This window comes from Savagea faecisuis (genome assembly GCF_042675605.1).
GTDB classification, from domain to species: domain Bacteria; phylum Bacillota; class Bacilli; order Bacillales_A; family Planococcaceae; genus Savagea; species Savagea faecisuis.
On record NZ_JBHTJF010000001.1, the window covers coordinates 158,675 to 182,069 of the forward strand.

The 23,395-nt window shown below is 43.6% G+C and carries 17 protein-coding genes; 13 read left to right on the forward strand and 4 right to left on the reverse strand.

The features are described from left to right. Positions 1 to 93: 93 nt before the first annotated feature. From prfA to ACFQ0V_RS00835, 4 genes are all read left to right on the forward strand, one after another. Positions 94 to 1,170, forward strand: a complete 1,077-nt coding sequence (gene prfA / locus ACFQ0V_RS00820; protein ID WP_381008754.1) for a peptide chain release factor 1 — start codon at positions 94 to 96, stop codon at positions 1,168 to 1,170. Next, a complete protein-coding gene (gene prmC / locus ACFQ0V_RS00825; protein ID WP_381008756.1) occupies positions 1,163 to 1,975 on the forward strand; it encodes a peptide chain release factor N(5)-glutamine methyltransferase in 813 nt (270 codons plus the stop codon). The genes prfA and prmC overlap by 8 nt, the downstream gene beginning before the upstream one ends. 27 nt (positions 1,976 to 2,002) lie before the next feature. Beyond that, entirely contained in the window at positions 2,003 to 3,040 is a 1,038-nt protein-coding gene (locus tag ACFQ0V_RS00830; protein WP_381008757.1) for an L-threonylcarbamoyladenylate synthase, read from the forward strand. 225 nt (positions 3,041 to 3,265) lie between these two features. Continuing rightward, positions 3,266 to 3,664 (forward strand): single-stranded DNA-binding protein, encoded by a 399-nt coding sequence (locus ACFQ0V_RS00835; protein WP_381008758.1) that lies wholly within the window; start codon positions 3,266 to 3,268, stop codon positions 3,662 to 3,664. Positions 3,665 to 3,743: 79 nt separating this feature from the next. On the opposite strand, the gene ACFQ0V_RS00840 is transcribed toward ACFQ0V_RS00835, so the two are convergent. From ACFQ0V_RS00840 to ACFQ0V_RS00850, 3 genes are all read right to left on the reverse strand, one after another. Further along, a complete protein-coding gene (locus ACFQ0V_RS00840; RefSeq protein WP_381008759.1) occupies positions 3,744 to 6,431 on the reverse strand; it encodes a DEAD/DEAH box helicase in 2,688 nt (895 codons plus the stop codon). Then, complete coding sequence (locus ACFQ0V_RS00845; RefSeq protein ID WP_381008761.1) at positions 6,428 to 7,969, reverse strand: hypothetical protein; 1,542 nt, start codon at positions 7,967 to 7,969, stop codon at positions 6,428 to 6,430. Before ACFQ0V_RS00845 ends, ACFQ0V_RS00840 begins: the two co-directional genes overlap by 4 nt. A gap of 161 nt (positions 7,970 to 8,130) precedes the next feature. After that, positions 8,131 to 8,622, reverse strand: a complete 492-nt coding sequence (locus tag ACFQ0V_RS00850) for a helix-turn-helix domain-containing protein (protein ID WP_381008763.1) — start codon at positions 8,620 to 8,622, stop codon at positions 8,131 to 8,133. Between the two features lie 228 nt (positions 8,623 to 8,850). On the opposite strand from ACFQ0V_RS00850, the gene ACFQ0V_RS00855 reads away from it, so the two are divergent. The 5 genes from ACFQ0V_RS00855 to ACFQ0V_RS00875 all read left to right on the forward strand — a co-directional run bounded on the left by ACFQ0V_RS00855 (position 8,851) and on the right by ACFQ0V_RS00875 (position 14,042). Then, positions 8,851 to 9,114: a hypothetical protein gene (locus ACFQ0V_RS00855; RefSeq protein ID WP_381008765.1), complete on the forward strand. Its 264-nt coding sequence runs from the start codon at positions 8,851 to 8,853 to the stop codon at positions 9,112 to 9,114. A 174-nt stretch (positions 9,115 to 9,288) separates the two neighbouring features. Next, positions 9,289 to 9,972 carry a hypothetical protein gene (locus tag ACFQ0V_RS00860; RefSeq protein ID WP_381008767.1) on the forward strand — a complete coding sequence of 228 codons (684 nt, stop codon included), beginning with the start codon at positions 9,289 to 9,291 and terminating at the stop codon, positions 9,970 to 9,972. Next, entirely contained in the window at positions 9,969 to 11,210 is a 1,242-nt protein-coding gene (locus ACFQ0V_RS00865) for a hypothetical protein (RefSeq protein ID WP_381008769.1), read from the forward strand. Before ACFQ0V_RS00860 ends, ACFQ0V_RS00865 begins: the two co-directional genes overlap by 4 nt. A 103-nt stretch (positions 11,211 to 11,313) precedes the next feature. Next, the gene (locus ACFQ0V_RS00870; protein WP_381008770.1) at positions 11,314 to 12,246 is read left to right on the forward strand and encodes a DMT family transporter; all 933 of its coding nucleotides are present in this window, start codon (positions 11,314 to 11,316) and stop codon (positions 12,244 to 12,246) included. Beyond that, entirely contained in the window at positions 12,243 to 14,042 is a 1,800-nt protein-coding gene (locus ACFQ0V_RS00875; RefSeq protein WP_381008772.1) for an S-layer homology domain-containing protein, read from the forward strand. The genes ACFQ0V_RS00870 and ACFQ0V_RS00875 overlap by 4 nt, the downstream gene beginning before the upstream one ends. 41 nt (positions 14,043 to 14,083) lie before the next feature. Here ACFQ0V_RS00875 and ACFQ0V_RS00880 read toward each other — a convergent pair whose 3' ends face one another. After that, positions 14,084 to 15,634 (reverse strand): hypothetical protein, encoded by a 1,551-nt coding sequence (locus tag ACFQ0V_RS00880; RefSeq protein WP_381008774.1) that lies wholly within the window; start codon positions 15,632 to 15,634, stop codon positions 14,084 to 14,086. A gap of 143 nt (positions 15,635 to 15,777) precedes the next feature. On the opposite strand from ACFQ0V_RS00880, the gene ACFQ0V_RS00885 reads away from it, so the two are divergent. From ACFQ0V_RS00885 to ACFQ0V_RS00900, 4 genes are all read left to right on the forward strand, one after another. Then, positions 15,778 to 17,403, forward strand: a complete 1,626-nt coding sequence (locus ACFQ0V_RS00885) for an S-layer homology domain-containing protein (protein WP_381008776.1) — start codon at positions 15,778 to 15,780, stop codon at positions 17,401 to 17,403. 329 nt (positions 17,404 to 17,732) lie between these two features. Further along, positions 17,733 to 18,623, forward strand: a complete 891-nt coding sequence (locus ACFQ0V_RS00890) for a C40 family peptidase (RefSeq protein ID WP_381008778.1) — start codon at positions 17,733 to 17,735, stop codon at positions 18,621 to 18,623. A 177-nt stretch (positions 18,624 to 18,800) separates the two neighbouring features. Beyond that, positions 18,801 to 20,942: a 5'-nucleotidase C-terminal domain-containing protein gene (locus tag ACFQ0V_RS00895; protein WP_381008780.1), complete on the forward strand. Its 2,142-nt coding sequence runs from the start codon at positions 18,801 to 18,803 to the stop codon at positions 20,940 to 20,942. A gap of 200 nt (positions 20,943 to 21,142) precedes the next feature. After that, entirely contained in the window at positions 21,143 to 23,206 is a 2,064-nt protein-coding gene (locus ACFQ0V_RS00900; protein ID WP_381008782.1) for an S-layer homology domain-containing protein, read from the forward strand. Positions 23,207 to 23,395: the final 189 nt, after the last annotated feature.

Here is a 23,395-nt window from a genome sequence, read left to right on the forward strand (position 1 = left end):
TTGTGATTTTTTCAATTGGAGATAAACGTTGTAAACGGGGACCTTTTTCCCGTACAATAATAGAAGATGGAAAAAATAGTAGAGGTGTAAATGATGTTTGATAAATTACAAGCAGTAGAAGATCGATACAATGACTTAAACGAATTATTGAGTGACCCAGATGTCGTCAGTGACATCGATAAATTACGTGAATATTCGAAAGAACATTCAGATTTACAAGAGACAGTAAACGTTTATCGCGAATATAAGAAAGCGAAAGAACAGTACGAAACGACGAAGCCGATGTTAGAAGAATCACTCGATGATGAAATGCGCGAACTCGTCAAAATGGAACTCGACGAATTAGAGCCAGCGATTAAAGAGATGGAAGAGCGTCTCACAGTATTACTCATTCCGAAAGATCCGAATGATGATAAAAACGTCATTATGGAAATTCGCGGCGCAGCAGGTGGAGACGAAGCGGCACTTTTCGCAGCGGACTTACACCGCATGTATAGCCGTTATGCAGAAGCGCACAACTGGCGTGTCGAAACAATTGAAGCATCACCGACAGAACTCGGCGGCTATAAAGAAATTATTTTCATGATCACAGGACAAGGTGCATATTCTCGTTTCAAATACGAAAACGGCGCGCACCGTGTACAACGTATCCCAGAGACAGAATCAGGCGGACGTGTTCATACGTCAACAGCGACGGTCGCTTGTTTACCAGAAGCGGAAGACGTCGACATCGAAATTCGCAACGAAGATTTAAAAATTGATACGTACCGTTCAAGTGGAGCGGGTGGACAGCACGTTAACACAACAGACTCAGCGGTTCGTATTACACATTTACCGACAGGAATCGTCGTGTCGATGCAAGATGAGAAATCACAAATTAAAAACCGTGAAAAAGCGATGAAAGTATTGAAAGCACGTGTTTACGATGCGGCGCAACAAGAAGCGCAAGCGGAATACGCAGAACAACGTAAAAGCGCAGTCGGTACAGGAGATCGCTCGGAACGAATCCGCACATACAACTATCCGCAAAACCGTGTGACGGACCACCGTATTAACTTAACGATTCAAAAGCTCGACCAAATTATCGAAGGGAAGCTCGATGAATTGTTAGATGCGCTCATGATTGAAGAACAGACAGCGAATTTAGAAAGTTTAAATTCACATGCGTAAAACGCGACAACAAGTGCGACAGGAGCTCGAACGACAATTCGACGCTTCCGTTGCACGTTACATAGTAGAAGAATTATTTCAATGTTCGTATGCCGAACTCGTCCACGACGGAACGGCAGAAGTGACACCGACTGAGGAAGAGACGTTACGTCATGTCGTTAAACGAGTAGAAGCAGGATATCCGTTACAATATGCTTTTGAACGGGCGTACTTTTACGGATACACATTTCACGTGAACGAATATGTGCTCATTCCGCGACCTGAAACGGAAGAACTCGTCTACTTTATTTTACAAAAGTTCGGCGATGAATCGTTGCGTGTGCTCGATATCGGAACGGGGAGCGGTGTGATCGCGCTCACTTTAAAGTTAGAAAATCGTCATTTCGACGTGACAGCAGTCGATATTTCAGAAGATGCGCTACATGTTGCAAAACGCAATGCGGAAGAGCTCGGAGCGGACATTACATTCGTTCAAAGCGACGGCCTCGAAGCAGTGGAGCAACCATTCGATATTATCGTATCGAATCCGCCATACATTAGTGAAAATGAAAAATCGCTCATGTCCGAAAGCACTTTACGTTATGAGCCGCATCTTGCATTGTTTGCGGAAGACGAAGGGTACGCTTTGTACGAACAGTGGATCAACGCGATTGAAGGAACGCCGCGCTGTGTCGCTTTTGAAATAGGATTCGCTCAAAAAGAACGCGTCGAACAACTGTTACGCGAACGATTTCCAGAAGCGATAGTCGGCACAGAACGTGACATGCACGGAAAAGATCGCATCGTGTATGCACTTTCAAATTAAAGATTCGAAATAGAAAGGGGAAGAAATGTGGAAACAGTGGTTTATACGATACGAGAAGATGAAACGACGAACGAAGGGTACGAACGAGCAGTGGCCGTTTTACGTGAAGGAGGCATCGTCGCCTTCCCTACGGAAACAGTTTATGGATTAGGAGCACTCGCAACAGAAGAACAATCGGTTCAAGCGATTTTCCAAGCGAAAGGACGTCCTTCGGATAATCCGCTCATCGTCCATATCGGAAGCACTTCACAAGTCGAACAACTGGCGAAAAATGTTTCAGCGGATGCGCATGCTTTAATGGATGCTTTTTGGCCAGGGCCGCTCACATTAATTTTTCACCAGCAACCAGGCAAAATTGCGCGCAATGTAACAGCTGGGTTAGAGACGGTCGGCTTGCGTATGCCGAACCATCCCGTCGCATTGGAATTACTTCGTCGCGTCGATGCACCGATCGCTGCGCCGAGTGCGAATCGTAGCGGAAAGCCGAGTCCGACTGAAGCCGCGCACGTCGCGCAAGACTTGAACGGTCGCGTCCCTGTCATTTTAGACGGCGGGTCGACAGCAGTCGGGGTCGAGTCGACGATTTTAGATATGACGACGACACCGCCGACGATTTTACGACCGGGTGGAGTGCCAAAAGAAAGCATTCAAAAAGTGATCGGTCCGGTAGAAGAAGACATTACAGTCAAAGCGCAAGCAGCTCCGCGTGCACCTGGTATGAAATATATGCATTACGCGCCAGAAGCACCACTGTTTGTCGTCGACCCTAATGAAATCGAATTGCGAGAAGCGGTGAGACAAATTCACGCGAATGATCAAAAAATTGCCATTATCGGACCGGACGAACTGTTTGAAGAAACGGCGGACTGGTATTTCTCCATCGGTCAAATCGATGATCATACAGCGATGGCTGCGAACTTATACCGAGCACTCCGTCAATGTGATTTAACCGATGCGGATGTCATTCTCGCGGTAGAAACGAACGTATCGGGTGTCGGCTCAGCAGTGATGAACCGTTTAACGAAAGCCGCTAACGGCAAACGATATCCGGAAGATACAGAATAAAGCGAAGCGCCTTTTCCGAAATGGAAAAGGTGTTTTTTATTGTAGTTTTTTCCGAAAATCTAAATTTAATCGATGGAATGCGTCCAAAATCGAAAAATGTAGCCTATTTTTTAAAAAATCATATTGAAAACTAAAAATTGATGGGAGAAATCTTCATAAAAAGGGAAAACGCTTTTTGCGACGAAATGCAAATCATTTTATAGTGTAAGTGAAAGGAGGGACAAAGTGAATCAAGTTAATTTAGTAGGACGTTTTGTAAGAGATCCTGAAGAGAAAGTGACGGAAAGTGGTAAGCAGCGCGCAACGTTTACTTTAGCTGTTCCGAAAGCTTTTAAAACAGCTTCAGGGCAGGAGGCGGACTTCATCTATTGTGTCGCCTGGGGAAGACAGGCGGAACTTGTGACAACTTACTGTGAACAAGGGCAACTCGTCGCCATCGTTGGCCGAATCCAAACACGCTCGTATGAAAGAGAAGATGGTGAGAGACGCTACGTGACAGAAGTTGTCGTCGAACGCATCCATTTCTTAGCGAAAAAATCAACGTCTACACAAAAAACTGAACAGTATGAGGAATTGGATACATCACCACAATATGTAGAACCGAACACACAATTGCTATTTTAAAATGAGAGGAAACAAAAAGGAAGAAGGCGTGAACGTCAAAAAAGACGACTAGTTGAGGGGCTAGTCGTCTTTTGCTCGTTTAAAGAGAAAACAGCTGATCTAATTCTTCATCTGATAACTCCGTAATCCAACGACTCGATTGAACGAGCTCATCGGAAAGTGCCATTTTTTCTTCTAACATTTTGTCAATTTTTTCTTCAATCGTACCGAGTGTGACGAACTTCGAGACGTGGACGAATTTCGTCTGTCCGATACGGTACGCGCGGTCCGTCGCTTGATTTTCGACGGCCGGGTTCCACCAACGGTCTGCGTGTAATACGTAGTTTGCGGCTGTTAAGTTTAAACCCGTTCCTCCCGCACGTAAAGATAAAATAAAGATCGGGAACTCGCCGTTTTGGAACGCATCGACGAGACGGTCTCGTTCGTCTTTGCGCATACTTCCCGTTAAAAACGGCACGTCTAAGTTGTACTGTTCATCGAGACAATATTGAATGAGTTCACCCATTCCTAAATATTGCGTGAAAATTAAACATTGCTCGCCGTCAGAGGCAATTTGAGCACTTCGCTTTACGATTTCGTCTAACTTATAAGAGCGCTCCATTAAACGAGGTGCATCGACGATCGGTTCTTTTAAATAAAGCGCTGGATGGTTACATAACTGTTTTAAACGATTTAACATCGCCAACACAATTCCTTTTCGCTCGAAAGGTGAGGCGTCGCGCATTTTCTCTTTCGATGATTGAATGTATCCTTCGTAGAGCGCGGCTTGTTCTTCCGTTAACGGCACGTATTCGTTTTGTTCGACTTTTTCAGGTAAGTCGAGCTTTAAATGCGGGTCGTTTTTTGTACGTCGCAATAAAAATGGCTCGATTTTTAACTTTAATTCACGTTTCGTCGCTTCGTCATCGTCTCGTTCAATCGGGATAATGTACTCTTTCGTAAATGTCGTAAAGCTACCGAAATACCCTTGGAACATGAAGTCAAAAATCGCCCATAACTCGCTCAAACGGTTTTCAATCGGCGTTCCCGTTAAGGCGATGTAATGATGCCCTTGTAAAGAACGGATGGCGCGCGACTGTTTCGTCTGCATATTTTTAATGTTTTGTGCTTCATCGAGTGCGATCGTTGAGAAGACGACACGTTGGAGCGCTTCGCTATCTTGTGTCGCCGTACCGTACGTCGTCAAAATGACATCGGCATCGGTCTCGCTCATCCACTCGCTAAACTCTTCTCCGACGCGCGATTGGCCGTAATGGACGTGAACGTTCAAGGATGGCGCGAATCGTTCGAGCTCTTTTTGCCAGTTGCCGAGCACGCTCGTCGGACAGATGATTAAAGCAGGCGATTGCGCTATGTTTTGTTCTTTTACGTGAAGTAAGTAGGCGATTAATTGAATCGTCTTTCCGAGTCCCATGTCGTCTGCTAAACAAGCACCAAATTCGTATTGACGCATGAAGACGAGCCAGTCGAATCCTTCTCGTTGATACGGTCTGAGCGTCGCTTGCAATGTGTTAGGGAGCGGTACGACCGGAATTTCTTTTTTCTCACGAAACGTTTGCGCAAATTTGCGCAATTGCTGATTTAATGTGAACGCGAGGACAGGAGAATCTCCGTCATCTTGGAATAACGCTTTTGAATCATTTTCGTCATCCGCTTGCTTTTCGAGAAGCAACTCGCGAACCGTCCATTCTTTCGACTCCGCTTCTTCAATCAATTGTTTTAATTTTTGAAGTGCGACGTCGTCGATATGGAACCATTCATCAGCGATGCGAATAAATTGGCGTTGTTCTTCAAGCAATTGTTCGAACGTTGCCCGGTCGATCTGTTGGTCACCGATCGCAAATTGCCAATCGAACTCGACGATGTCATCGAACGAAGCGGTCTTCTTGTATGACGTCATCGCTTCTGCACGTGCCGTCACTTTCGTCTCCGTCAATTGTTTCAGCCAAGAAGGCAAAATGATTTCAAAGTCGAATGCACGCAATAAAGTTAAATCTTCTTTTAACAATTGTTGCACTTGACGCTCGTTTAAAGAAGCGTAGAAAAAGTGTTCCGCTTCATCGACAGAAAAAGTCGGACAGAGTGACAGCAACTGATTTTGCAACGTCGCAAGTTCTTCTGCATACGGCTTCCATTTTTTCAGCAGCGCTTTCTCGATAGGTGCATTCACTTTCGAACGGGCGGGTGTCCAATGTGTATTTTTTTCAGTAATGATGACGACTTCCGCAAGCCAATGCGTCTCTTCTTCTTCCGGTTCTGTTAAGCGCAAGGCGAGACGGATAGGCAGTGCGTTCGGCTGTTCGAGTACTGCATGTTCGTTCATAAACTGCATGACGCGCGGCAATTGTTCCGCAGGTACGGAGCGAAATCGTTCATTGATGAACGTCGTCAACAATTCGGCGACGAGTGGATCATCATGTTCGAATGAAAAACGTTCCTCATCATCGAGCGTTAACGCTTGCCAATCGTTCGTGCGAAGCCATTTCGTCGCCTGTCGAATCGCCACGACATATTGCTCCGATTGTGCATCCGCTCCCTCGAATGCGATGAAGTGTAACCGTGATTCATCGAGTAAACGCAATAACTGCTCCGTCGATAATAAAAGAGAATCTCCGGACATTTCTAACTGTAAGCCGAGAGAAGAAGGAAAGTCGTGAAAAGCGATCCGTTGTGCCAGTTCGAATGGACGGAGCGGTTGATCTCCCGTTGACGTGAGCACCCAATGATTCGCTTTTTGCTCGATCCGTAATGCAATCATTCGTTTCATAAATAAATCTTCCCTTTCTCAATTTCTTCCTGCAATGCACGCAAGCGTCGGAACGAGTCGCGCAATTGGTCGACATACGTATTCCACCAACTATGCATACCACCGCGGTTTGCGCACGTGCGCATCTTTTTCAAAAAGCGGACGGCACGCTTATAATGCGGGCGTGTTTTCTGTTCGATTTCGCGTAAGACGAACGGATGCATCGCAAGCACGGCATGCTTCGGACTTTTTTGAATGACGAAATCTAATTGATTTTCAATAATGTGAGGAGACGTTTCGAACGCTTGATTAAACGCTAACCATTCATCGAAACGCTCTTCTTCAATTAATAAGTTACTGTACAGTTCGCGACTTTCTAACGGATACTTTCGGAACATTTTTTCACGAACGGCTTGATGTTTCGACGTGAAGTAAAAGAGATGGTCGATCATATAGAGCCTTTGTGTTAACAGTAAAGGGTTTAAATCTCGGTGCAACAACGTTTCTAATTCTTTTTCGATAACGTCTGCAATCATTAAAACGATATCTTCTCGATCTTCCGCATCCGCATATTCCGCAAAGTGTAAAGCGGTGAGCAACTGTTTTTCCGTCCAATCGTGAATCGCGAAAGTAGCTGGAACATCTTCCCCTTCTTCAATGAAGAAAAGCGCGCGGAAAAATGGAGTATCTGGATGTGTACAATTCGCGAGTCGTTCTTTTTCCGCTTCGTATTGCGTGGACGACATTAAAGAAGACTTCCATAGCAATTGATACAAGCTGAAGCGCGGTTTGAACAAATCCGTCGTTTGCATCGTCGCACGTGCAATGAGTTCAGGTAACTTCAATAAAAAAGGCTCGATTCCGAACAACGTATGCGAGACGACCATTTGACCGACTGCACGCTCGATATTATCTAACAAATCTTCCACTAAGCGCTCCGCAATCCAACTTTCGTATTGGAGGAGTTCAGGTTGATTCGTTAAAATGCGTGAAATTTGAGGAAGTAACGTTTCTGCCATTAATAACGATTGATACAAATTGAAGATCGGTCGCCATTCCCATTCATACGGTTGGAAAGGGATGAATTGCTCTCGAATGAATGATTGTTGGCGTTCTAATTCGCGAATCGAACGATAGTCATTTTTATTAAGTTGCTCGGTCAATTGTGTAAAGTGCTCCAACCATGAATGAGGAGAACGTTCAAGTGCTTTCGCGGAGCCAGTCGAACGCCATTTAGAAAGACGCTCCTGTAACGAGAAAAACAATTGATACGTTAAAAAAATCGGCAACAATAAAAACTCATCGACCCCTTCTGTCTCATATTCAAGTAACGCTTCATCATGTAAGTGTAATGAGATCATTTCATTTTCAATGCGCCACGTCACTGTTAAAAATCGTTCATCGCAATACATATATTCCGCATTCCCAAAGCGCACATTGCGCAACGTTTCTTGTACGAGATCGAAAGAGAAGAGCGGGCTTAAATGATGCAAAGCACTTTCCATAGCAGATTCCGCACGCGTAGCAAAAAATAGAGGGATCGTTTCTTTAGAAAACATAATAAAAAGACTCCTTTCGCAAATCGGTTTACTTCGACATCTATTTCAATCGATAAACGTATATTTTACCAATTATACATGTTTTTTGTCGTTGTGAAAACCGAACGTTACGAATGAAAAAAAGCTTAAAGAGAGAAGTGGAAATCGATTCCACCTTTTCTTTAAGCTTTCGACTGACGTTTACACTCATCGAGTTCTTTTTTTAATCGTTCATTTTTTGTAATTTCATTTTGATATAAACTTGTAAAACCTTTAAATGTATTCAATAGTTGTCGTTGATATTTTTTATCGAGCAAAGCGACTAATGCGATCAATTCTCGCATTTCATCATTTTGAAGGATGACGTCTTCGAACTGCTCGAGAAAGTGATCTTGATAGGAAACGCGTAGATCTTTCGTCACCTCAGGTAAAGACTGTTCTTTCGCTCGAACGGATTTTAAAGGAACACCGGTCACCATCGCGATAAAATAATCGTCTGGTATTTGAAAGATTTCCCGTGCCAATTTGTAGTCTTCTGGCGGGAAGTTCCGATGATCTCGTTCGTATTGAGAGAGGGATTCTTTTTTCATATTTAAAGCGGCCGCAGCTTCTGTTTGTGTAATGTTTAAATAACTTTCACGATATTCTTTAAATTGTGCTCCAAAAGAACGCATAATAGCTCACCCTTTCTCTCTTTACTGTAAAAAAGAATGAAACATTTTTTGATGGAACTAACAAATTGTTAACATATTGTTAGTTCCATAACAAAACGATAGAAAAATATAGTAAATTATCAGAAAAATACAAATGGGGTGAAGGGACAGTTGGAGAAAATTGTATTGTCTATGCCTAGTCTGCCAGATGATATTGTACAAGTCCGTGAATTTTTCAAAGGGGTGCGAATGAAGAATCTCGAAAAATATGATTTGTCAGTTGGACAATTCAATATAATTTATCCATCGTTGTATCGTACATACAAACATTTAATTCAAATCGATTGTCTCGATCGAAAAATTAAATTTTGGCATGCATCTCAAACTGAAGACAATATGCATGAAGCGAATCAATTTCAATATTTAATTCGTTTTTTCACTTTGCAATTTGAGGAGAAATTAGAAGTGTGCGATATGATATTCCAACTTGCTACACGCAAAGAGTATAAATAGAAAATAATGAAAGATAGAGTGAATGTTCTTTTTTGAAGGAGCATTCACTCTATTTATTTGCAAATGGCTCGTATAGTAACTTCAATTTTGAAAGATTTTTAGTGTAATGGTTTTTTAATGAAGCAAAAAAGGGTATGATAAAAGAGATTATGAAGGAAGAGGGAGATTCCGTTTATGGTTTATGATTATCGTCACTTTCATTATATGACGCGTCCAGAACAGCTCGCAGCGCATACGATGCAAGGTGAGTTGCGTCCGACAAAACGTGCATTGTTTCTCGTCTTTGCTATTTCTTTTTTGCTATTTGGATTCCGTAACGTATACGGCTTCGGCTCACATACGGTGATGCACATTTTAGCGCAAGAAGGGGAGGCGATGTATCAAGTAGCACGTCTCACGTCATTAATAGGAAGTTTAATGTATAGCGGACTATATGTTGCGTTCATTATTTTTGGAATATCGTTTATTTTTGCGGCATTTACCGAAATTCCGTACCGTGCTTTTTTACCTTTACAACTCATTGTAGCAAGTTTGTATATCGCTGATAAAGCATTGTTAACTTTATTTTTTGCGATGCGTGATGAAGTCGCTTCATTGTCTATTTTTTCATTCGGTCCGTTAGCGCACCGATGGATCGACAATGAATTTCTCGTTTATTTTCTCAATCAATGGTCAATTTTCACAATTATCATTGTGATGTTGCAATATCGTTTTATTAAAGCGATTGAACCGAATGGGAAACGTGCGCTCGTCATCGTCATCGGTTTGCACTTATTTATGACATTAATTATCGCGGGGCTTAGTTTAACTCCTTTCGATGACTTGTATCGTTCACTCATGGGAGGTGGCGTCCGATGAAAAAGTGGTTAGTTCTTTTAGTGGCGCTCGTTTTATCTTTATTTATCGCTGTGAACAGCTATCTCGTTTTTTCTGAAGATAGCAACGTAGCGAAGACGAAAATTGTAAAGCAATCGTTCGTCGCTGAAGAAGAGGATATTCGTCAAGAAATTGAGAAGCCAAGTTATCTCGCACCTCGTGAAATTGTGACGCTTTATGTCAATGATGAAGAAGCGATCGAACAGTGGCTCATTCAAGAAGGAGATACCGTTTATGCTGGAGATGAACTCGTCCTGCTCGAAACGGAACGCATCGACGGACAAGTTGACGCGTGGATCGCGGAACAGAGCGCGCTCGAAACACAGCGCGAACGCATTGAAGATACGGTCGCGATGTTACAAGAAGAACGCTCCAATGCGGAAAGTGAAGAGTCGGTAAACTCTTCATTATCTCAACTTGCAGAAGAATTGAACTTAGAATTTAACGTGAAGATGGATCAACGCGGTTCTTACGCACAAGCGATTGCAGAAGCGGAACGCGAACTTGCGAGCATCGATCGTCAGTTAAATATGCTCGACTACCAAATTGATCAAAGCTACGTCCGTCCAGCAATCGTCAGCCCGATTTCGGGAGTCGTCGCACATGTCGACCGTCACAGCAATCGTCCGACAATCGACATTTATAGTGAAGCGGCAGATTTAGTGACGTACGTGACGGAAGAAGAGTGGGAAGATTTAATGCTCGGCAATGACGTCCTCATTACGTATGACGAATTTGAAGAGCGTGGAGAAGGAACGTTGGACCGTCTCGATACAATTCCAGCGAAAGCTTCTTCTACACTCGAACTGTTCGAAAAAGCATTCGATGACGAACAGATTCAAAACTTGTACGAAGTGCGCGTCGACCCGCTCGGCACAGTGGAAGAAACGCCATATGGCAAACGTTATGACATCGCACTGATCGGTCAAGAAGCGACAGATAGCGTCGTCGTACCGCTCGATTATATCGAACGTGAAGCGACGAATGAAGGAGTCGTCTACGTCTTGAACGAAGAAGGAATTCCGACGAAAGAAATGATCGCCATCGACTTCATTTTAGAAGATGATGCGATTACGATGAGTTTGGCGGAAGGCGAAGTCGTCTTGAAAGACGCGCTCGACTTAACGCGTGTCGGCATGCCTCTTCGTATGACGTGGCCAGAACGTGAAGCGTGGAAAACGTTCGGATGGAAAAACTACGTGAAATACTTGATTGAATAGAGAGAACGACAAGTGAGGAGTAGAACGCTACTTCAGACACTTGTCGTTTTTTTGTCGGAAATGATACGATAGCAATATTCAAACAAAGAGGGGAAGAAGACGCATGAGTCGAATGGCAAAAGTGTATGCAATTACAGTACTCGTCATGTTTATATGGGGAATGAACTTACCATTGCTCAAATATTTATTGACGTACGTCGGTCCGATTACGCTGACGGGCTTCCGAATTTTACTAGCAGCAATTAGCGTATTCGTCATCTTGTCCGTCATGGGTCTCGTACGCCTACCGCGCGGAAAAGAATGGCTTTACATTGCAGGAGGGGCATTGTTAAACGTCACGATACACCATTACTTTTTAAACGTCGGACTTACGCAAACGTCCGGCACGAGCGCAGGCCTCATTCTCGGAACAGGACCTGTTCTCACCGCAGTGCTCACGGCACTCATATTACGCAATTATCCATCCCGTCTCCAATGGGTCGGGGTCGCTTTCGGATTTGTCGGAGTCAGCTCCGTCACTTTGCTGAATGGGGGAGAATTTACCGGCTTATCGATGGCGGATAGTTTTATTTTCATTGCGATTTTAACGCAAGTGTTGTCATTTTTAATTATTGCAAAAGCAGCGCGCACATTAGATCCACGTCTCTTGACAGGATACATGTTGCTCATTGGAAGTATCATCCTCATCGTGCTCGGCTTCATTCAAGAGCCTGGCGAATGGCGCGTCATGTTGGAGACACCTCCGAAATTTTGGCTCGGCTTTGCGGTGAGTGGAATTGTCGGAACGGCAGTCGGTCATATGTTATACAATGCAGCGGTAGGAGAAATCGGCCCGACGAAAGCAGCTATTTTCATTAACTTAAATACACTTTTCTCCTTACTCGGTAGCGTCGTCTTCTTAGGAGAAACGTTAACTGTGCGCCACCTGTTCGCATTCGTCCTCATCATTATCGGTGTCATACTCGGATCAGGAGCGGCACAAGATTTATGGAAATCGAAAAAACAAAAAAGAGAAGAAATGGAGAGAACAACGTGAAAGTTTGGAAACGAAGTATCATTTGGCTATTGTTATTCGTCCTCATCGCACTGCCGATGGGACGAGCTCAAGCGAATGGGACATTTACCGATGTCCCAGCGAGTTATGAAGAAGCCGTACAATATATGTTAGACAAAGGAATTCAAGGGATGTCCTCGACAGAGTTCGGAGTCTCCAAAACGATTACACGAGGAGATGCGGCAGTTTATTTAGCTCGCACATTGAATGTTTGGGATGAAGAAGCACCTGAAGTTGCTTTTACGGACATTCCTGCTCATCGACAAGATGCACAAATTGCGATTCGTACATTACATCATTTAGGCATCATTCAAGGAAAGACGGAAACGAAGTACGGCTTTTCAGATGAAATGACGCGTGGCGAGCTCGCTCTACTCGTTACGAAAGAAGCGGCGTTCGATTTGCAAGCAACGACAGCATTAGAACTTCCTTTTACAGATGTGAATGAGCGTTACGTAGAAGCGGTACGAGCGCTCGTCGAACGTGAAGTGACGAACGGTGTGAGCGCTACGAAATACGGAACAGCTCAATCGATGAAGCGCGGGGACTTCGCTAAAATGTTATTCGTTTTAGATGGAGGAATCATTGAACCATCAGAACCTACCCCGAATCCAGAACCAGCTCCCGAACCACAACCAGAGCCGAACGGATTTACACTTGAAACGATTGAAAAAGCGAATGGATTTCAATGGATCGAAGGGAAGCGCCTCACCGTATTGGAAATAAATGAAGGGGTCACTTTGCCTGTTTTACAAGAGACAGCACAAGGGTATGAAGTCGCTTTCGGAAATGGGACAGTGACGTTGTTGAAAGAGTCTGTTCGCATTCAAGAAGGGTACGTTCCGAACGTGACGAAAGGGAAAAATACCGTATTGACGAAAAAATTAACGCCGATGCGCCTTGAAGCGAAAGGGAAAGCGATCGGAACGATTCAACCTGATATGCGTCTCGTCGTTTTAGGTGAGGAAGGAGCGCAATACCGCATTCAAATCGGAGGGCTCCGAGCGTACGTAGATAAAAAAGATACGGTGAAAGATTCAGGAATTCCTGTTCTCATGTACCACCATATGTTAGAAAATGCGGCACAATCTTCGCAAAAAAACAATCGCATGGTGATCGACGTACGTCAATTTGAAGAACAGATGGACTATTTAAATCGTCACAACTGGACGCCGATTACGTTAAACACGTTCAAATCTTGGAAAAATGGAGAAGTGAACTTACATAAACGTGTCGTCTTAATTACATTTGATGATGGTATTTTATCGACAGTGAAATATGCATATCCGATTTTAAAACAATACAATTATCCAGCAGTGTCGTTTTTAATTTCAGGGAAATTACGCCAACAATCCGCTCCTTGGGATCCGGAGGGACTACAAAACGTCGGCTTAAAAGAGATGGCGATGACAGAAGACATTTACAACTTCCAAAGCCATACGCATTACATGCACGTCTTTAAAAAAGGAACGCGAGAAGGTTTGTTGTTGCACAGTACGAAAGAAGAAGTGTACGAAGATGTGATGGCGAGTAAAGCGCAAATTGCGAAAGGATACGCAGGAGATACGTCGCACATTATCGCACTCGCTTATCCGTTCGGTCAAAATACGCCTGCTGCACGCGAAGCGTTGAAAGAAGCGGAAATCGAGTTCGCTTTCACGACACAACCAGGGACAGTGTTGTTAGGAGACGACCCATTTTTATTAAATCGACAAGGGATCGCACCTGAACATACGTTGAAACATTTCGAACAAAAGTTGAATAATAAGTTCAAATAAAACGACGGAAACAGTGAGAACATCGCTGTTTCCGTCGTTTATTATTGCAGTTCGAGCGCTTTTATTTTTTCTTTAATATCTTCTTTTAAAGGAATTTGTTGTTGCTGGAGAAATTCTCGCTTCTGTTTAATTAATGTGTAAAACACGTCATCATACGGAATGTCGAGACGTCGGAAGTCTTCCACTGCCGTCAACAAATCGCGCAATGTCAACTGTTCGTAATCTGTTCCACCGTAAGAATAGTCCGCTGCGATACGGTAAAAGAGATCACCTGTCTCCTCATCAATCCAATGCGTACCGCTATCTTCCACCGCATTTTTCATCATCGTGCCGAGCTGTAAGTAACGTTGGTCTCCGCTCGCCTCGTACGCTTGTAAAACGTAATGCAACTCACCGAGCGCATGATTGAGCGAGACGTGAGTCGGCTTCGTCTGTGTAGGGGAGAAGTAATCTAAAATGTAAAACCCGTTCTCGGTCGGTAACGTATTGTTTTGCTCTGCCTGTTCGACTAAAAAGTCCGCATACAATAAATGAATCGACTCCAACGCCTCATCTTGAACGTAAGGGCGCACATTCGTCAAAAAGAGTGAAATGAGTTCGTTATGTCGCGTATCTGTATACGGAGCGGTAATGCCGTACTCTTTTTTCAACCACGTGCTCGTATACTCTGTATAAAACGTAGTGGCGTCGCCTTTATAATCCATTAACACGTTGACGCTATGAACGATCATATTGTAGAAGAAACGTTCTTTTTCCCTTTCGTAATAATCGAGAAATAGTTGCCCTTGCATCAATTGTGGATTGCGTCCGTAACCGAGTTGGGTCGCTGGTTCAATCGACCAAGGCAATTTCGTATAAATGCCTGTCGGTGTGAGCCATTTTGCTGAACGTAAAAACTGTTCATTCGTCTCATCGCGATACTCTTCCCATAACTCGCTCGTAAACAGTGGCTCTGAGCTAAACATGAACCATTGTTCGTTCCGCTCGTCGACGTGACTCGTTTCGATCGTCTGTTGAAATTGTAACTCGTCATCGTCGAGCGCGATCGTTAAGCCGTCATCTTCTTCTACTAAATGACGGACCGTACTCGTCGTGCCATCTTCATATTCCATGACGCGTGGGACGGAGCGGTAGTTTTGAGAGATGATCCACTCCCCAGCATCCGACTGTACATAACCTTTTAAGTTCGTCGTATAGTCGATACCGAATACGTCGTGATGTTCTTCGACGATAGGCTGTGCGAACGGGTGAAACGAATACGTCTCCGTCGCCGTCTTCATCGTATACGGAATATGTAAAGGACGTTCTCCTGTTTGCACCGCTTCAAAGAAAAGCATCGTATCTTCATCGATCACGCGTTTCGTAATCGTGAACGTGCCACCTTCTACATCGAATACGTAAATGTCATCGACCGCATGAATTTTATCGATCGTTTCTGTATGCGAAGGTTGGGATAAAGAAGGGAGCTCAATAGAAACGTCTTCACTGAGCGATAGCATAAAAGGTTGGTGCTCATTTTCCACTTCAAGTTGACAAGCGCTCAATACAAAAATAAGCGCGAAGAGTATAAGTTTGGATATTCGTTTTTTCATGCAAACCACCGCTTTCTAACGTCTATGGCAAAAGTCTTAACGTGCGGTCATCACCGCAAAAATGACGGGCGATAATCGGCCGATAGACTGCTACGTAATATGATACAATAAGAAAAATAGATTGTAAAAAAGGGGGTAGTTGCTTGAATAAAAAATGGTGGATCAGTGCAACATTGATCGTTATGTGGATGTTCATGCCATGGCACGTAGAAGCAGCGAATTTTAAAGACGTACCGAAACAGTCTCCTTACTATGAAGGAATCGACTACTTAACGGAGCGTTCCATTATTTCCGGTCATCCTGACGGTACATTTCGTCCGAACGCATATGTGACGAGAGGGGAAGCGGCGAAAATGATTGCCTCGACATTAGAGCATCACCGTTATCCGCTTCAAGTACAGCAATCATCTGCTTTGTATTATAAAGATTTATCATTGAATACGTGGTATTATCCGTACGTTGTGAAGTTGAACGCGATCGGTGCGATGCAAGGATACCGAGACAATACATTTCGCCTGAAAGATTCGATACAACGCGATCAATTTGCGAAAGTAGTCGCGACCGCTTTTCAATTAGATCCTGTGTACGGCGACCGATATTTCAGTGATTTAACACCGAGTCATTGGAGCTATCCATTCATCCAAACATTGGCGACGAAAGGGATGATTCAAAAGCCGAAAAATTCTCAATATCAAGCGTCTCATCGCATTACACGCGGAGAAGTAGCGGACATTTTATATCGTGCTGTCCGTTGGGAAGAGCGCAATGCACATACGTGGCAAGGGGAAGAAAACCCTGCACTTCCTAACTTATATTCACTCCAACGAAAACAAGAACAACAAGCGGCATATAAACGATACGTCAAACCTGTACCGAAACAAAAATTAGCGGTGCAACCGAAATTGACGCTTCCGTATCGCCCTGGACAGTTATCTGAAGCGTATACGCAACATTCTTTACAGGCGATTTATTACGTTCGAGCAGTAGCGGGATTGACGAATACGTTAAAAGTGACGACGCCTTATATGGAAGAAGCTCAAGCAGCGGCGTTCGTTCTAGCATTAAACAATACAGGATTATCTCACGAACCGGTGAAGCCTCCTCATTTAAGCAGTAGCTTTTATGAAAAAGCGTACAACGGTGCTTCGACATCGAATATCGCTTACGGCTATCACGACATCGCATCGAGCATTTATTACGGATATATGATGGATTCAGACCCGATCAACCGTAAAGATGTCGGTCACCGACGTTGGCTCATCTGTCCGTGCTTATCGACGGTCGGATTCGGAGAAGCGAAGACGGATACAATTTTTGATGAAGAACGTACGTACAACGCGATTAAATTGTTCGATCACTACGTCGTACCGCCAGTCAATCGCGACGTCAAACATGTTACGTGGCCAGCGGAAGGAGCGTTTCCGATGGACTTATTCGTGCCGAACCAAGTGCATGAAGCATTGCCATGGTCTGTCGGTTTATCTCCCGAGTTTTATCGCACACCACAACGTTCGCAAGTCGTCGTACAATTAAAACGTGTACGCGACGGCAAACAATGGACATTTTCCGCAAATCGTTCAGACGGCTTCTTTAATGTAGAAGCTTCGAACTACGGGCGGAGCGGTCCGACGATCATTTTCCAACCGACTGTGAAAACGATCTACCCGGTCCGCAATGAAGAAGTGTTCGAAGTGGAAGTGAAAGGAATACAAGATAAAGCAGGAAAAGCGACAGTCCTTCGTTACCATACGGTCATTTACGACAATTAAAAAAAGAGTGTTCCCGATTTCTCATAACGTCGAGAAAAGGGAGCACTCTTTTTTGTTTCAAGTTGTAACAATCGCTTTTCTCTTTGTAACAAACCGACTCTTATTGTTACACGAAGGGAAAATGACGATGAAATTATCGGTGGAATAAAAATACAAACGTTGTAATATCAACGTTTGGAACCGCTTTTCTTTGTAATATAACTGTAATATAAGTGTAAACGAAAAAGAGGGAACCGTATGGTAAGCTATATTTAGTCAAAAAGTTCAAAGCGTTTTATCGCAAAACGTTCAACATAACATTTAAAGAATTGGAAGGGGAAATTGTCAACGTGAAACGTATCGTATACACAATACTTGCGAGTTTGTTAATTTTCATGTCAGTGCCAGAAGCAGCATCTGCTAAATCGGCGGATCAAGTAATTAATATCGGTAAGAAATATATGGGGATCAAATATCGTTACGGTGGAACAACACCAGCAGGATTTGATTGCTCAGGATATACACAGTACGTTTTCCGTGAAGCAGGCGTTTCCATTCCACGTACGACGGGAAGCCAGTTCGGAACAGGACAAGCAGTAGCGAAGTCGAACTTAAAAACAGGTGACCTCGTATTCTTCAACACATCAGGTCGCGGCGTATCACACGTAGGAATCTTCATCCAAGGCGGAAAGTTCATTCACGCTTCAACGAGCCAAGGTGTTACCATTACAGCATTGAACGACCCATACTACTGGGGTAAACGTTACATCGGAGCACGTCGTGTGAAAAACTTTGACGCAGCGCCAGCAGTAGCAGCACCAGTACAGAAAGAATCACCATACATAACACGTGGTGAAGTGGCAAAAGTTCTTGCAGAAAAATTAAATTTACCAGCATCATCAGATTTGAACTTCAACGACGTTGATGCGAATCACCCACTTGCAGCAGAAATTGGAGCAGCAGCGGCAGCAGGGATTTTCGGGGGAGACAACAACGGTAACTTCAACCCGAATGAGTCACTTACGCGTGCACAATTAGCAAAAGTATTAGTAGACGCATTTGATTTAACAGGATCATCAGACGTTCAATTTACAGACGTTAAACCAGGATACTGGGCAGAGCGTCACATTAACACATTAGCAACGAATAAAGTAACAAGTGGTTATGCAGACGGAAGTTTCGGAATCGCGAACAAAGTAGAGAAGAAACATTTCGACACATTCATTAACCGTTTAAACTAAAAAGACCGAACCAAGGCCATACAGGGCTTTGGTTCTTTTTTTACCCGAAAATAACAAAAGAAAACATGAAAGAATAATAAGATGAGGCAAAGATTTGTAAAAACCTTAATAACAGAAAATTAGCATCATTTTCATGATATAATAAGGATATAACTGAAAATAGAAAGGAAGATTTGTGTGAATAAGAAAGCGATGTATTCAGGTTTGGCAGTGACGACAGCTCTTGCTGTAGCGATGACACCTGTCGCAGCAGAAGCAAAGTACGATGCAGCCATTCAATACGTAAAAGATGAGGGAATTGCGCAAGGATTGCAAGACGGTTCATTCGGAGAGCAATTGAACATAAAACGTGGAGACGCGGCGGCAATGATTGCGAAAGCGGCACGTATTGCGACAGATGGAGAAATAGGCGAAGCGCCGTTCAAAGATTTATCAGGACGCTCAACAGCAGCTGTAACAGCACTAGCAGCGAAAGACATCATTCAAGGAAAAACGAAAACGACATTCGCACCGAACGATGAGTTAAAACGTTCAGAATTTGCGATGATGCTCGTGAAAGCATACGATCTTCCATTAGAAGAAGGTAAGACGGCGTTCACAGACGTCTCACCACGACTTGCACCTTATGTGAATGCATTAGTGAAGGCGGGCATTGCGAGCGGTAAGACAGCGACACAATTCGCACCAGACGCAGCGATTACACGTGGAGAATTAGCATTGTTTTTACACCGTGCGGACAAATACCGTCCAGCGGACAATCAAGCAGGTGGAGAGCCGACATTTGATTTAACAATTATGCACTTTAACGATACGCACGCGCATTTAGACAATGCAGCGAAACGTGTCACAGCAGTGAACGAAATTCGTTCAACGCGCGACAACACTTTATTGTTAGACGCGGGTGACGTCTTCTCAGGTTCACTCTACTTCAACGAGTTTAAAGGACAAGCAGACTTACAGTTTATGAACATGATGAAAGTCGACGCAATGACATTCGGAAACCATGAGTTCGACCTCGGCTCAACACGAGAAGGTCATAAAGCGTTAGCGGACTTTGTCAAAGCAGCACAATTCCCGATCGTTTCAAGCAACGTTGACGTTTCGAAAGACCCGTTATTCGAAGGGTTATTCAGTACGAAAATCGCAACAGACGACATTCAAGACGGTCACATTTACAAAGGGATTGTGAAAGAAATTGACGGCGAAAAAGTCGGAATTTTCGGTTTAACGACGGAAGAAACGGCAGACATTTCAAGCCCGAAACAAATCGAATTCAGCGACTATATTAAAGAAGCAAAAGTTATGGTGAACGAATTCGAAAAAATGGGCATCGACAAAGTGATTGCCGTCACACATATCGGATTTGACGACAACCCAGCAATCGACAATGACCAAGAATTAGCGAAAGCTGTTCCACAAATTGACGTCATCGTCGGCGGACATAGCCATACGAAATTAGACGAGCCTGTTAAAATCGGCAATACGTTAATCGTCCAAGCGTTCCAATACGGTGAAAACCTCGGTGTGCTCGACGTATCCTTTGACGATCAAGGTGTCGTGACGACATATAAAGGGGAACTCATTAAAGTCGGAGAACGTAAAGACGATCCTGAAGCGGCAAAAGTGCTCGCGGAATATTCGTCAAAAATCGAAGAATTGAAGACGACACCGATCGGAGCGGAAGCGTTAGAAGACTTAACGAACCCACGTACGAGCGACAATCCGAACGACAGTGTTCGTCGTAACGAGACAGCGCTCGGAAACATCATTACAGATGGGATGTTGACGAAAGCACGTACATTGGACCGTGACGGTGAAGAAACGATCATGGCACTTCAAAACGGTGGAGGTATCCGCACATCGATTCCGAAAGGCCAAATTACGATCGGACAAGTCATTTCCGTATTACCATTTACGAATACACTCGCAACGATGCATTTAACAGGAGCGGAATTGAAAGATGCGTTCGAACATAGCTTGAAAGAATACCCACAAGAAAGCGGTGGTTTCTTACACATTTCAGGCGGTAAAGTACAGTTCGATTCATCAAAGCCAGTTGGCCAACGTGTCGTTTCTGTAGAATACTATGATAAAAATAATGAATTACAGCCGATTGAAGATGCGAAAACATACAAATTCGCAACGAATGCGTTCACTGCTAAAGGTGGAGACGGCTACGAGATGTTCAAAAAAGCATACGATGAAGGACGCGTAACAGACCTCGGTTTATCAGACTGGGAAAACTTCGCAGAACAATTAAAGTCACTGAAAAAAGTGAATAACGAACGCGAAGGACGCATCGTCGACATTAAAAAATAATATTTTTTTAAACAATGAAAAAAAGGCACTATGCGCTGATTGAATCTCGCTTCTAGAAGAAAGGGGCGGAAGAGGCAGAGCATAGGCCTTTTCTTTTTGGACGGGGAAGTCCATATGTAATGAGAATGTAATAATATATTAGTAGACGAGTACACTAGAAAGAGTGTAATATCTCTAATAGAAGGAGGATGGACGACACAATGAAGAAGTGGTTACTCACATTCGTCGTAGCACTGTTACTTATGCCTTCCATGGCAGTAACAACATCTGCAGATGAACTACAAGGATTGAGCCTTGAAAAAGAAGTTCGAGAAGCAATTGCATTAGGGATTATCCAAGGGGATACGCAAGGGAAGATCAACCCGAAAAATGAGGTGACACGCGAACAATTCGCTGCATTTATTGCGCGTATGTTAAAGTTAGAACCTTCTACCTCACAAGTATCTTTTGTCGATTATACGAACGGTCATCGTTTATCTCGTGAAGTGATGGCTGTTGTCGATGCGGGTTACATACAAGGAACACGCACGAATGAATTTTTACCGAATGATCCAATTACACGTGAACAAATCGCGACGATCATTGCGAATATTTTAACAGAAGAAAATTTAACAGCATCGAAAAGAATTACCATTTTAGATAGCGACAAGTTCGGTGGTTCAACGACAATTCGCAACGTCTATCAAGTGTATGCGTACGGAATTTCAAGCGGGACGTGGATCAATGACGCAGGGACAGAAATGCGTTACAGCCCGAAAAATACAGCGAAGCGTGATGAAGCGGCAGCGACATTGCTTCGACTCAATAAAGTATTGCTTGAGAAGCCAGCGGTGAAGCCGCCTGTTCTTCCAAATCCAACACCACCGGTCACACCAAAACCAGAACCGAAACCGCCTGTCGTAGCCCCGAAAGAAGCATACACATTAGCGTATGTGAAAAACGGTAAGCTCGTACAAGGAGACGAATCGTTCAAAAACTATGCGACTGCATTGAGCGAAATGACGAAAGATCGCAATGCGGTAGGCGTCTATAACAAAAATAAAGTCGTCGCAGCGAAAAACGGTATCGCTTACGGACCGACAGCTGGAAAAGTAGTAACAGTTTACAAAAACAATAACTTAACAGGGCAATACACGTATCAAGAACCAGGAAAAGAAATGAAAATCATCAGCAATGGTGAAAAAGCAATTTACGTTAAAATTGGCGACACATTAGGGTATGTCAATGCCGATCATGTCAACGTATTACCGTATGAAAGTGTACAGTATCGCGACTACTACAAGGTCGCAACGAACGGCATGCTCGTCCACTATCCGAAAAGTCACTTGAACACGACAGCGAACACTTACGGATATGTCGTCGGACCAGCTTCACCATCGATGAAAAGTGGCGACACGTTTTATTCATTAGACGGCGTTCATTTCGAAAAGATCGGAACGAAACAAACATTCGTTCACTATCCATACTTCCAATTCCAATCAATCCGTACGAAAACGAACTACACGGCAGAAGAGTTAGACACGTTCATTATGAGTGAAGTTCAACGTTTAGAAAGAACGGGCATCGCACGTTACGCTGATGCGTCGAAAAAATCGAAATTGATCGGACTCGGTTCTTACTTAAAAGAAGTGGAAGAAAAACATCGCGTTAACGCACTGTTCATTTTAGGAGCAGCGATTCACGAAAGTGATTTCGGGACGAGCTGGAATGCGTTAAATAAAAATAACATTTTCGGCATTCAAGTATTCGACAGCAACCCTGGAGCAGGAGCGATGTATGCAAGTCCAGAGCGCAGTATTGACGCATTTATCGCACGATACATGAACGATCGTTATGCGATTCCGAGTGCGAATCTTCTCTACTCAAACGGAGCAGTACCAGGAAACAAAACGATCGGCGCAAACGTCATGTACGCATCAGACCCACATTGGGGAGCGAAAATTGCTTCAAAAATGTGGACGGCAGACCAGTTCCTCGGTCAAAAAGATTACAAACAACATCGTTTAGCGATTACGACGGACAAAAGTGGCGCAACAATCTACCGTGGACCGTCTACATCGAGCGGAACGTTGTTTAAATATCAAGCGAAATATTTAGGCCATTCTGGATATTCAGGATACCCGTTAGCGATTGTAGAAGAACAGAAAGATGCACAAAATCGCACGTGGTATAAAGTATTTTCAGATGAATTAATAGAAGAAAACGGAAAATATGTTGAATTCGGATGGGTTCAAGCGCAAGATGTAAAATTAATTAGCGAATAAGCATGTTAATCGATCAGTGGGGGGAACTTTATTCCTCACTGATTGTTCCATTCATGACGAGTTTTTGTACGTTATAATAAAAAAGTTCAATGAGACATTTCGCTCATTGAACATTTAGGCAAAACAAAAACTGTCATTCATGTCAGAGTATGAACACGAACGACAGTTTTTGGCTTGGAGAGTCGGCAA